10 protein-coding genes are annotated in these 11,267 nt (G+C 74.7%); 2 read left to right on the top strand and 8 right to left on the bottom strand.

All coding sequences use genetic code 11. The features are described from left to right. Window positions 1-112 precede the first annotated feature (112 nt). Both AC32QD_RS12230 and AC32QD_RS12225 read right to left on the bottom strand, forming a co-directional pair. Window positions 113-850 (bottom strand): cobalt-precorrin-6A reductase, encoded by a 738-nt coding sequence (locus AC32QD_RS12230; RefSeq protein WP_492010784.1) that lies wholly within the window; start codon window positions 848-850, stop codon window positions 113-115. Next, the gene (locus tag AC32QD_RS12225) at window positions 847-1,959 is read right to left on the bottom strand and encodes a cobalt-precorrin-5B (C(1))-methyltransferase (RefSeq protein WP_492010783.1); all 1,113 of its coding nucleotides are present in this window, start codon (window positions 1,957-1,959) and stop codon (window positions 847-849) included. Before AC32QD_RS12225 ends, AC32QD_RS12230 begins: the two co-directional genes overlap by 4 nt. A 128-nt stretch (window positions 1,960-2,087) precedes the next feature. Here AC32QD_RS12225 and cobA point away from each other — a divergent pair, with 128 nt between their 5' ends. Beyond that, window positions 2,088-2,948, top strand: a complete 861-nt coding sequence (cobA, locus tag AC32QD_RS12220; RefSeq protein WP_492010782.1) for a uroporphyrinogen-III C-methyltransferase — start codon at window positions 2,088-2,090, stop codon at window positions 2,946-2,948. A gap of 4 nt (window positions 2,949-2,952) precedes the next feature. Beyond that, window positions 2,953-4,245, top strand: a complete 1,293-nt coding sequence (locus AC32QD_RS12215; protein ID WP_492010781.1) for a cobyrinic acid a,c-diamide synthase CobB — start codon at window positions 2,953-2,955, stop codon at window positions 4,243-4,245. Between the two features lie 228 nt (window positions 4,246-4,473). On the opposite strand, the gene cobM is transcribed toward AC32QD_RS12215, so the two are convergent. From cobM to AC32QD_RS12185, 6 genes are all read right to left on the bottom strand, one after another. Beyond that, window positions 4,474-5,238 (bottom strand): precorrin-4 C(11)-methyltransferase, encoded by a 765-nt coding sequence (gene cobM / locus AC32QD_RS12210; protein ID WP_492010780.1) that lies wholly within the window; start codon window positions 5,236-5,238, stop codon window positions 4,474-4,476. After that, window positions 5,235-7,172 (bottom strand): precorrin-3B C(17)-methyltransferase, encoded by a 1,938-nt coding sequence (gene cobJ, locus AC32QD_RS12205; protein WP_492010779.1) that lies wholly within the window; start codon window positions 7,170-7,172, stop codon window positions 5,235-5,237. The genes cobM and cobJ overlap by 4 nt, the downstream gene beginning before the upstream one ends. Then, window positions 7,148-7,864 (bottom strand): precorrin-2 C(20)-methyltransferase, encoded by a 717-nt coding sequence (cobI, locus tag AC32QD_RS12200; RefSeq protein WP_492010778.1) that lies wholly within the window; start codon window positions 7,862-7,864, stop codon window positions 7,148-7,150. The genes cobJ and cobI overlap by 25 nt, the downstream gene beginning before the upstream one ends. Further along, window positions 7,861-9,066 (bottom strand): precorrin-6y C5,15-methyltransferase (decarboxylating) subunit CbiE, encoded by a 1,206-nt coding sequence (gene cbiE, locus AC32QD_RS12195; protein ID WP_492010777.1) that lies wholly within the window; start codon window positions 9,064-9,066, stop codon window positions 7,861-7,863. The genes cobI and cbiE overlap by 4 nt, the downstream gene beginning before the upstream one ends. Next, window positions 9,063-10,616: a precorrin-8X methylmutase gene (locus AC32QD_RS12190; RefSeq protein ID WP_492010776.1), complete on the bottom strand. Its 1,554-nt coding sequence runs from the start codon at window positions 10,614-10,616 to the stop codon at window positions 9,063-9,065. Before AC32QD_RS12190 ends, cbiE begins: the two co-directional genes overlap by 4 nt. A gap of 3 nt (window positions 10,617-10,619) precedes the next feature. Next, window positions 10,620-11,267: CbiX/SirB N-terminal domain-containing protein (locus tag AC32QD_RS12185; protein WP_492010775.1), on the bottom strand; the 648-nt coding region annotated here is incomplete at its 5' end.

The following is an 11,267-nucleotide window of genomic DNA, read 5'->3' as shown; positions in this document are numbered from 1 at the left end:
TCCGCATTCCCTTTTGATCCGGGGCCCGCTTGGGCGGGCCCGTCGGAACCATGCCCGGCCAGATGTCGCGGAAAGCCGGCCCGCTGTCAAGGAATGCCTTGGCTGACGCGGCTCAGAAACCGCCCGGCACGGTGTCGCGAAGCCAGGCCAGCGCCGCCGCGACATCGCGCGCCAGCGTGCCGGGCGGCGCCGGCGGGCGCTCGACGATAAGAAGCGGAAGGCCGAGCCGCGCCGCCGCCTCGAGCTTGGCGCGCCCCGCGCCGCCGGCGTTCTTGGCAACCAGATGGGTCGCCGCGTGCGCGCGCATCAGCGCCAGCTCGGCGTCCAGCGGGAAGGGCGGGCGGGCGACGATCTGGACGATGTGGCCGGGCAGCCCGTCGACCGGCTCGATGACGCGCAGAAGGCAGGTCAGGTCGGCGCGTGCGGCGAAGGGCGCGAGGTCCTTGCGGCCCGTGGTCAGGAGCGGCCGCGCCCCGGGTGGCAGGGCGGCGGCGGCCGCGGCGAGGTTGGGCACGGCGCGCCAGTCGCCGATCGGCTCCCAGGCGGGCCGCAACAGCTTGAGCCGGGGGGTGCCGGTGCGCGCGCAGGCCGCGGCGGCGTTGGCGGCGATCCGCGCGGCGAACGGGTGGGTGGCGTCGATCAGCGCCGCCACGCCCTGCCCGCGCAGCCAGGCGGCGAGGCCCCCGGCGCCGCCGAACCCGCCGATGCGGATCGGGGCCGCGATCGGCGCGGGGGTCGCGGATGCCCCAGCCAGCGAGGCGGTGACGCGCAGCCCGGGCCGGGTCGCCAGATCCTCGGCCAGCGCCCGCGCCTCCGCCGTACCGGCGAGGATCAGGACATGAGCGCTCACCCGGCGAAGCCGGCGCGGCCGACCACGGTGCCCTGCCGGTCGGTGACGATGACCTCGACATCGACGGCCGCGCCGCGCAGCGTCTCGCGCGCGATCGTCCGGGCCGCGCCGGCAACCGCCTCGGCGAGCGGCGGGCCGGCGATCCGAAGCGCCTCGGCCGCGGTGTTGGCGGCGGCGATGCGTGCCGGATCGACGCCGAGGCCGGCGGCTAGCGCCGCGAGGCGGCCGAAGTCCACCTGGCTGCGCCCCGAGTGCAGGTCGAGCGCCCCCTGCGCCAGCTTGGTCATCTTGCCGAACCCGCCCGCCAGGGTGACGCGCGGAACCGGGTGCCGGCGTAGGTATTTCAGCGTGCCGCCGACGAAGTCGCCCATGTCCAGGCAGGCGATGTCTGGCAGGTCGTAGAGGCGCCGCGCGGCGGCCTCCGACGTCGAGCCGGTGGCGCCGAGCACATGGGTCAGGCCGCCGGCGCGGGCCACGTCGATGCCGCGATGGATCGAGGCGATCCAGGCCGAGCAGGAAAACGGCCGCACGATCCCCGTGGTGCCGAGGATCGACAGCCCGCCCTCGATGCCGAGCCGCGGGTTCCAGGTGCGCTTGGCCAGCTCGGCGCCGTCGTCGACCGAGATCGTGACCTCGAAGTCCGCGCCGATACCGTGCGCCCCGGCCACCTCGCGCAGCGCGCCGGCGATCATCTGGCGCGGCACCGGGTTGATGGCGGGCTCGCCCACCGCGACGGGCAGGCCCGGCCTGGTGACGGTGCCGACCCCGGGACCGGCACAATACCGGATGCCCGACCCCGGGGCGGCCCGGGCGACGCGGCTGCGGATGGTGGCGAGGTGGGTCACGTCGGGGTCGTCGCCGGCATCCTTGACCACGGCCGCCTCGGCCCAGCCGGGGCCGGCGGCGCTCTCAGCGATGGCGAAGTCGGGCGTCTCGCCGCGCGGCAGGGTGATGGTGACCTGTCCCGGACAGGCGCCGCCGAGCAGCATCTCGGCCGCGGCCTTCGCGGCCGCGGTGGCGCAGGCGCCGGTGGTCCAGCCGGTGCGCAGCCTGCCGGGGGGCTTGTCGGGCGGCGCGTCGGGCGGCGTATCGGGCGGCGTGTCGTCCATGCGCCCGACTATAAGGGGCAGCGCGCCGCGCCGGAAGCCGCGGCTTGGGCACCGCGGCCCGCCATTGGCGCCCGCGAAAGGTCGCTTCCGTCCTTCGCTTGCCTGCCAAGGCCGGGTATACCGGGGCCATGAGCGACCGCGTCTCCCTGCCCGCATTGCCTGGCGGCTGGCCCGAGCTCCAGCCGGGCTGGGTCTGGCTGGTCGGCGCCGGCCCCGGCGACCCGGCACTGATGACGCTGCACGCGCTCAATGCGCTGCGGCAGGCGGACGCCATCGTCTATGACGCGCTGGTGGACAGGCGCATCCTCGACTGGGCGCGGCCGGGCACCGAGCTGGAGTTCGCCGGCAAGCGCGGCGGCAAGCCCAGCCCCAAGCAGCGCGACATCTCGCTCAGGCTGGTGGAGCTGGCGCGCGCCGGGCGTCGCGTCTTGCGGCTCAAGGGCGGCGACCCGTTCATCTTCGGCCGCGGCGGCGAGGAGGCGCAGACACTGGTGCAGGCGGGCATACCGATCCGCATCGTGCCGGGGATCACCGCGGGCGTCGCGGGGCTCGCCTATGCCGGCATCCCGGCGACGCATCGCGACGTGAACCAGGCGGTGACCTTCTTCACCGGCCACGACCAGCGGGGCGAGGCCCCCGGGGCGCTCGACTGGCAGGCGCTGGCGCGCTCCTCGCCGGTGCTGATCGGCTACATGGCGATCAAGACGCTGCCCGCGATCTGCGACAGCCTGACTTCCGCCGGCCGTAGCCCGGACGAGCCGGTGGCGATCATCGTGGACGCGACTCTGCCCTCGCAGCGCGTGGTGGAAACCACGCTGGTCCGCGCCGCCCGGGACTTCGCCGCCAGCGGGCTCGAGCCGCCCGCGATCGTGTGCATCGGCCGGGTGGCGCTGATGCGCAAGACGCTCGACTGGATCGGCCAGATGGCGGGCATGGCGCCGCGCGCGCTCGACCCGCTCGGCGACGAGACCGCGCGGGAAACGGGCTGAGGCGATGCGCGCGCTGGTGATATCGGCCCCGGCCTCGGGCACCGGCAAGACCAGCGTGACGCTCGGGCTGCTGGCGGCCATGCGCCGGCGCGGCCTCGCGCCGGTCTCGGCCAAGAGCGGACCGGACTATATCGACCCGGCCTTCCACCAGGCCGCGACCGGCCAGCCCTGCACCACGCTCGACGCCTGGGCGATGCGCCCAGCGCAGATCCGGGCCCGCGCGCTGCGCCGCACCGGCTCGCATCTGGTGGTCGAGGGGGCGATGGGCCTGTTCGACGGCGCGCCGGAGCCCGAGGACCCGCTGGGCACGGGCTCGACGGCCGACGTGGCGGCGGCGCTGGGCGCCCCGGTCGTGCTGGTGATGGACGTCAGCCGCATGGGCCAGGGCGCCGCGGCGGTGGCCGCCGGCATGGCCGGGTTCCGCGAGGACGTGCATACCGCCGGCGTGATCCTCCATCGGCTGGGCAGCGCCCGGCACGAGGCGGTGGTGTGCGGCGCGGTCGAGACGGTGCTGCCGGTGCTCGGCGCGCTGCCCCGGCGCGACGACCTCGCCCTGCCCTCGCGCCATCTTGGGCTGGTGCAGGCGGGCGAGCGCGACGACCTCGCGGCCTTCGTCGCCCGCGCCGCCGACTGGGTGGAAGCGGGCTGCGACATCGACGCGATCTTCGCCGACGCCGCCGTGCTGCACGGGCCGGTGGACCCGCCGGCGCATATGGAGCCGCCGGGCCAGCGCGTCGCGGTGGCGCGCGACCTCGCCTTCGGCTTCGCCTACCCGCACATGCTCGACGACTGGCGGGCGCTGGGCGCCGAGCTGTCGTTCTTCTCGCCCCTGGCCGACCAGGGGCCGGCCGAGGCGGCGGACGCGGTGTTCCTGCCCGGGGGCTATCCCGAGCTGCACGCCGGGCGGCTCGCGCAGGCGGCGGGGTTCCGCGACGCCATGCGGCAGGCGGCAGCGCGCGGCGCGCTGATCTATGGCGAATGCGGCGGCTACATGGTTCTGGGCGAGGGGCTGGTGGACGGCGAGGGCGCGCGCCACCCGATGCTGGGGCTGCTGCGGCTCGAGACCAGCTTCGCCGCGCGGCACCGGCACCTGGGCTACCGGCAGCTCTCGATGCTGGGCGGGCTGCCCTGGCACGGCATGCTCAGGGGGCACGAGTTCCACTATGCGACGACGCTGAGCGAAGAGGGGGAGCCCTTGTTCCTCGCCCATGACGCGGAAGGCCGGGACCTGGGCGAGTACGGCCTGCGCCAGGGGCGCGTCATGGGCTCCTTCGCCCATGTCATCGACGTCGGCTGAGCGGCCGCTGCCGGCGTCCAAATGTGGACGCGAGGTCAACTCATTGAAATCGCATGATTTTCAGAATCATGGATTTCACGGTCACGCGCACCCGCGCGCGGTCGGCGGCGTGGCCGTCGTGCGCGCGAACGGGGACGTCGGCGCCAGGTGCACGAAATTTTATCGCTGAATATCAGTACGTTATACGATTGTGCACTGTGCACACCCCTCAGGCGGTCCCCGCGCGGCTCAGGCGCGCCGCTTGGGGCGCAGGATATGCGGGTGGCTGCCGTCATAGAGGGCGCTGTCGCGAAAGCCGCTGCCGGCCAGCGCCCGGCCCACCAGGATCAGCGCCGTGCGGGTGATCTTGGCGGCACGGACCTTCTGGCGGATGTCGCCGAGCGTGCCGTGCAGGAACGCCTGGTCCGGCCAGCCGACCCGGTAGGCGACGATGGCCGGGCAGTCGGCGCCGTAATGCGGGATCAGCCGGCGCTGCACCTCGGCGAGGTTGCGCACCGAGAGGTGGATGGCAAGCGTCGCGCCGGTGCGGCCGAGCGTGTCGAGGTCCTCGCCCGGCGGCATGGCCGAGGACTTCATTGCCGTGCGGGTCAGGATCACGGTCTGGCTGACCTCCGGCACGGTCAGCTCGCGCCCAAGCGCCGCGGCTGCGGCGGCATAGGCCGACACGCCGGGGGTGACGTCGTAGGCGATGCCCAGAGCCTCCAGCCGGCGGATCTGCTCGGCGATGGCGCCGTAGAGCGAGGGGTCGCCGGAATGCACCCGCGCCACGTCCTCGCCGCGGGCGTGGGCGGCGGCGATCTCGGCGACGATCTCGTCGAGCGTCATCGGCGCGGTATCGATCACCCGCGCGCCCGGCGGTGCGCAAGCGACCACCTCGGCCGGCACCAGCGAGCCGGCGTAGAGGCAGACCGGGCAGGCCGAGATCAGCCGCCGGCCCTTCACCGTGATCAGCTCCGGGTCGCCGGGGCCGGCACCGATGAAGTGGACGGTCATGGCCGCTCTCCGCCGCCGTGCCCCGACGCTGCCCCGGGCTCGACCCGGGGCCTCGCGTCGTCCGGCGCCGTCGCGGGAGGCCCCGGCTCGGCCGCCGGGGCCTGCGGCGTTGCCCGGCCGGCGTCGATCCGCCTGGCGTAGCCGCGCGGGGTGTACATGCGCGGCCCCTCGCCGAGGCGGGCCAGCCGCGACCGGGACGAGCCGACCAGAACCACCGTCAGCATGTCCACCTCCGCCGCGTCGAGATCGGCCAGGCGGCGGTAGGCGAGGCGCTCCTCGGGCCGCCCGAGATTGGCCGCGAGCAGCACCGGCGTGTCGGCGGGGCGGTGGCCGAGCAGGATCTCGCGCGCCTCGGCCAGCAGGGTGCGGCGCCGCGCCGAGACCGGATTGTAGAGCGCGACCACGAAATCCCCCTCGGCGGCCGCGCGCAGCCGGCGCAGGATGTCCTCGCGCGGCGTCAGCAGATCGCTGAGCGAGATGGCGCAGAAGTCGTGGCCGAGCGGCGCACCGGCGCGGGCGGCGGCGGCCTGCAGCGCCGAGACGCCGGGGGCGCAGACCAGCTCGGCGCGGCGGGCGGCGGCGCTGACGCCGCCCTGGCCGGGCGGGCGGTCGACGAGCTCGAAGACCAGCGCGCCCATGGCATAGATGCCGGCATCGCCCGAGCAGATCAGCGCCACGGAGGCGCCCTCGCCGGCGTGTTCGAGAGCGTGGCGGCAGCGCGCCTCCTCGGCGCCGAGCGGGAAGTCGCGGCGGGGCTTCGCGGCGGCGAGCGGGCCGAGCAGGTCGAGGTAGAGCGAATAGCCGATCAGCTCGTCCGCCTCGGCGATCAGGCGCGAGGCCTCGGGCGTGCGCCAGTCCGCCTGGCCGGGGCCGATGCCGACCAGCGCCAGGCGGCCGCGCGGCCGGCCCGCGAGCGCGGTGATCGGGGCGGGGGCGCGGGCCAACGCCACGGTGGCGTTGGCCGACTTGCGCTTGGCCACGACGAGGCGCGCCTCGTGCCCGGCGCCGGCCAGCGCCGCGCCCTCGGCGACGCCGTGGCAGCCGACCTCGGCGAAGACCACGTCCGAGGGCGTGGCCAGGCGCGGCGTCTCGGCCTCGAGCGTGGCGGCGTCGAACAGCCGCAGCGGCACGCCGAGGCGGCGGGCCAGCGCGGTCACCGCCGGCTCGTCGGCCTTGAGGTCTAGCGAGAACACGCCCGCCACCGCGCCGGCGGCAACCCCGGCCTCGGCCAGCGCCGCCTCGGCCAGCCCGGCGAGCTCCCCGGCGGGGCAGTTGCGGGCGCAGCCACAGCCCAGCGCGAAGAGCTGCGGGTGGTAGACGAGGCGCTGCGGCGTGCCCTCGGCGAGCGCCGTCGTGGCGGTCAGGACGACGGGGGCCGCGCTCTGCTCGGCGCCCGAGCGATCGCTCAACGCATCGAGCCAGGGCAGCGCCCCCTCGATCACGGCGCGGGCGCCGCCGAGCAGGGCGGCCATGACCGGCTTCGCATCCTCAGGGTTGGCCAGCCGCCAACCGGCCGGCGGCGCGTCGAGCGCGACGCCCAGCGCCGCGTCGCCGGCGGTGGTGATCGCCGGGGCTGTGCCCAGCGCCCCGGCGATGCGGCCCGCCAGCGCGTTGGCGCCGCGATGGCCGCCAAGCAGCGGCACCACCGCCGAGCCGTCCTCGGCCACGGCGACCAACGGGGGCTCGGCGCGCTTGTCGGCCAGAAGCGGCGCCACGGCGCGCACCAGGATGCCGGCGGCGCAGACGCCGATGACGGGCGTGCCGGATGCGAACAGCGCGCGGACATGCTCCGCGGCATGCTCGAAGACGGCCTCGGCCCCGGCGACGCGCCCGGCGCGGCCATGCTCCGCTGCGCCCAGCGCCGCGGCGACGCGCCGGGCGGTGGCCTCGCCCGAGCGGGCGAGGCAGATCACGACCGGAGCGGGCTCAGCCACGGGTCGTCTCCCTTGTAGATCAGGATCATGGAGAAATAGGGCGCGGTCTGGGGCGCCTGAGCCAGCGGGACGGCCTGCGCCTGCGGCAGCGAGGCGCGGGCGACATAGCCGGCCCGCGCCGTCAGGTCCATGGACTCCAGCAGCGCCCTCAGGCGGGCGAGGTGGCGGCCGACCTTCATGATGGCGACGGCGTCGGCCGCCTCGATGCGGGGGCGCAGCTCGGCGTCGGCGAGCGTGCCCGGCAGCACGGTCAGCACGTCGTTGCGCGCGGTCAGCGGGCGCTTGAGCGCCGCGGCACAGGCGGTGAGCGAGGTGACGCCGGGGACAATCTCGACCGGAAAGCGCGCGGCGAGGCGGGCGAACAGGTACATGAACGAGCCGTAGAAGAACGGATCGCCCTCGCACAGCACGGCGACGTCGGTGCCCGCCTCGAGCCGGGCAGCGATGCGCTTGGCGGCCTCGGCATAGACCTCCTGCGCGGGGAAGCGCTCGGCGCGCATCGGCACCACCATGGGAATCTCCTGGGCATCGGCCGGGATCGCGGCGGCGGCGATGCGGCGCGCCAGGCTTTGGCCCGAGTCCGGCGCCGGGTAGGCGACGACCCGGGCCGCGCTGATCAGCCGGTGGGCGCGCAGCGTCATCAGCTCGGGGTCGCCGGGCCCGACGCCGATGCCGTAAAGCGTGCCCATCATGTGACCAGGCTCCACTGCACTACCGGCATGGCGGGGCGCCAGCCGGTGCGGGCGCCGACCGGCGCGGCGTGGGACACGGCCAGCCGGGTCAGCTCGCCGCCGAGCTCGGCATGAAGCGCGGCGAGCAGGGCCTCGGACTCCAGCGTCACGGCATTGGCCACGAGGCGGCCGCCCCTGGGCAGGGCGGCGCGCACGGCAGCAACGGTCTCGCGGCCCAAACCGCCGCCGATGAAGACGGCGCTGGGGCGCGGCAGGCCTGCCAGCGCCTTGGGGGCGCGGCCCTCGACCAGGCGCAGGCGGGGAGTGCCCAGGGTCTCGGCGTTTTTCCGCGCCAGCGCCAGGCGCTCCGGGTTCGGGTCCAGACCGATGGCCTCGGCGTCGCGGGCGGCACGCATCCACTCGACGGCGATCGAGCCGCATCCGGTGCCGATGTCCCACAAAAGCTCGCCGCGCGCCGGCATCAGCCGCGCGAGCGTGACCGCGCGCACCTCGCGCTTGGTCATCACGCCGTCATGGGCGAAGGCCGCGTCGGGCAAGCCGGGCAGGCGCGACAGAAGCGGCTCGGGGGTGCCGATGCATTCGACGGCAAGGGTGTGGAAGGCGGGCGTCTCGGGCGTGGCGGCGGCCCAGTCGGCGGCGCGGCCCTCGATGCGGCGCTCGTCCGGCCCGCCGAGACTGGCCAGAACGGTCAGCCGTGAGGCACCGTAGCCGCGCTCGGTCATCAGCCGGGCGATCTCGCCGGGCGTCTCGGGGCCAGCCGTCAGCACCAGCAGGCGCGCCCCGGGCCAGAAGAAGGGGACGACCTGGGCGGCGGGCCGGCCGTGCGCGGTGAGCGTCTCGACATCGGCGAGCGACCAGCGCATGCGGGCGGCGGCCCACTGGAAGGCGGAGAGCTGCGGGTGGAAGGTGATTTCCTCGCCGGGGATCGCCTTGAGGATGCGGGCGCCGACCGAGTACCACAGCGGATCGCCGGTCACCAGGACGACGAAGCGCCGGCCCTTCTGGGCGCGGATGGTGTCGATCATGGCATCGAAGGGCGAGGGCCAGGACAGGCGCTCGGCGGTCACGTGCGGCGACAGGCTGTGGTGGCGGTCGCCGCCGAGGATCACCTCGGCCTGCTCGAGGGCGCTGCGCGCGGCCGCCGAGAGGCCGGCCATGCCGTCCTCGCCGATGCCCACGACGGTCAGCCAGGGTTGGCTCATCGCGGCGCCTCCAGCCCGGCGGCGAGCGCGTTCACCGCCGCCGCGGCCAGGCCCGAGCCGCCGCGGCGGCCGCGCAGCGCCAGATAGGGGATGCCACGCGGATTGCGGGCAAGCTCGGCCTTCGATTCGGCGGCGCCGACGAAGCCCACCGGGAAGGCGAGGATGGCGGCGGGGCGCGGCCAGCCGGCGTCGATCAGCTCGAGCAGGTGGAACAGGGCCGTGGGGGCGTTGCCGATGACGGCGAGCGCCCCCTCGAGCCGGTCGCGCCACAGCTCGACCGCGGCGGCCGAGCGGGTATTGCCGATCGCCGCGGCGCGCGTGGGCGTCTGCGCGTCGTTGAGCGTGCAGACCACCGGGTTGGCGGCGGGCAGCCGGGCGCGGACGATGCCGCTGGCCACCGCCTCGCAGTCGCACAGGATGGGCGCGCCGGCCGCCAGCGCGGCCCGGGCTGCGCGTGCGAGGTCGGTGGACCAGGCCAGACGGTCGGCCACCTCCGTCATGCCGCAGGCGTGCACCAGGCGGATGGCGACATCGCGCAGGTCCTCGGGCAGGTGGTCGAGCCGGGTCTCGGCGCGGACCAGGTCCCAGGACCGGCGGTAGATGGCGGCGGGGTCGCGCTCGTAGCGAAGTCGCGACGGCCGCGGCGCAGTCTCTTTCGCCGCCCCGAGCGCTTCCTCGAACCCGGCCCCGAGAATCCAGGCCTCCTCGGCCACGATCGCGCGGCGCTCCACATCGGTCAGCGCCGGGGGTCCCCCGAAGAGCGGCGCGAGGTCCCCCGCGCCGTCGAGCATGGCGAAGCGCTCGGCGACGGCGCGCACCTGTCCGGCATCGCGAACCGGTTCGCAGGGGTCAGGAGGAATCAGTGAAGGATAGACTTCGGCCAGCACGATTGCGGCGTCTGGCGGGCCGAGGCCGGTCTCGAACGGCCAGATCCGCAAATGCGGCCTCAGGTCGGGCTCGCGCCGCAGCCGCGCCAGGGCAGCGATTCCGGTCAGCGCCTGCCCGCCGACAGAGCCGGCACCGGAGAGCTTCCACACCTCCTGCGCCGACCTGACATGACGCTCGGCCGCGCGCTTGCGCGGCGGCAGGTGCTCGCCGTAGCCATCGGGACAGGTGCGTGGCAAGCCGGGAATCTCGCGTTTCAGACCATTGCCCCAAAAGGGGCCGCAATCGCCCGGCACGCGGCCGTTCAGAGCCGCGGCGGCATCGAAGCGGTTGTTGGCATTGTCCTCGCCCTCGCGGATGGCGGCGGCGAGCGCCTCCCACACCGCCTCCCAGCCATCGCCGCCAGCGAGCCTCCTCGCCGAGCCGAGCGGGTAGCCGAAAGGGAAATCGAAGCCCGCCAGCACCCGCCGGCCCGCCGTCACCTCGGCACGAAGAAGCTGAACGATGCGGGCGAGCGCATCCGTCCTGGTCGGCGGATTTTCGAGCCGGGTCGGCGCTTCGGAGCCGGTTGCACGGGCAATCCAGATCGAATCCTTGCCCGTTCTGGGGACGCTCGCGGCCGACCAGTCGACGATCAGATAGCTGTCGAACAATGGCCGGCCCACGCCTCAGCGGTCCTTCAGGTGCTTGCGCACGCTCTGAGGCCCGAGCGGGTGGTCGGCGTGCGGATAGGTCGGGTGATGGTGCCCGTGATCGTGGTCGTGGCTGTGGTGGTGGTCGTGGCCATGACCATGGTCGCGGTCATGGTGGTGGTGCCCGTCCGCAGCCACCAGCCGGCAGGCACCGGTGCAGAAGTCATCGCACAGCGGGCATTCGGCGACGTTCGAGCCCGGGGCCTGGGCGCCTTGGCCCTCGACATGGTGGTGATGGCTCTCCTGCGGCGCGCCGACCTCGCGCTCGAAGCCCAGCACCTGGGCGCGATACTTGCACATCTGGCAGTTCATCGCCGGCGCGCCCTCCAGGATCTCGCGCACGCGCTCGGCGAAGGTGGCGATCACCTGCGGGTGGTCGTTCAGGTAACCGGCCTTGACGAACTGCGTTTCGGGATGCGCCGCCGCCACCAGGTCGGTGAAGCCGTAGATGCGGTCGATCAGCACGCCGGTGAACAGGAAGTAGGGGAACACCACGATGCGCCTAAAGCCAAGCCGAACGGCCCGGTCGAGGCAGGGCTCGACCAGCGGGAAGGTGACGCCGGAATAGCCGGTCTCGGCCCAGCCGAAGCCCAGCCCCTCCCACAGGAGCCGCGTCACCTTGGC

This window comes from Thermohalobaculum sp., from assembly GCF_058622915.1.
This window is presented reverse-complemented; position numbering and strand designations above follow the sequence as displayed.

Excerpts from the sequence above, each read along its gene's own strand:
- AC32QD_RS12215 (WP_492010781.1), top strand. The coding sequence starts at position 2,953 with ATGCGCGCGCTGGTGATATCGGCCCCGGCCTCGGGCACCGGCAAGACC.
- cbiE (WP_492010777.1), bottom strand. The coding sequence starts at position 9,066 with ATGAGCCAACCCTGGCTGACCGTCGTGGGCATCGGCGAGGACGGCATG.
- cobA (WP_492010782.1), top strand. The coding sequence starts at position 2,088 with ATGAGCGACCGCGTCTCCCTGCCCGCATTGCCTGGCGGCTGGCCCGAG.
- cobI (WP_492010778.1), bottom strand. The coding sequence starts at position 7,864 with ATGATGGGCACGCTTTACGGCATCGGCGTCGGGCCCGGCGACCCCGAG.
- cobM (WP_492010780.1), bottom strand. The coding sequence starts at position 5,238 with ATGACCGTCCACTTCATCGGTGCCGGCCCCGGCGACCCGGAGCTGATC.
- AC32QD_RS12225 (WP_492010783.1), bottom strand. The coding sequence starts at position 1,959 with ATGGACGACACGCCGCCCGATACGCCGCCCGACGCGCCGCCCGACAAG.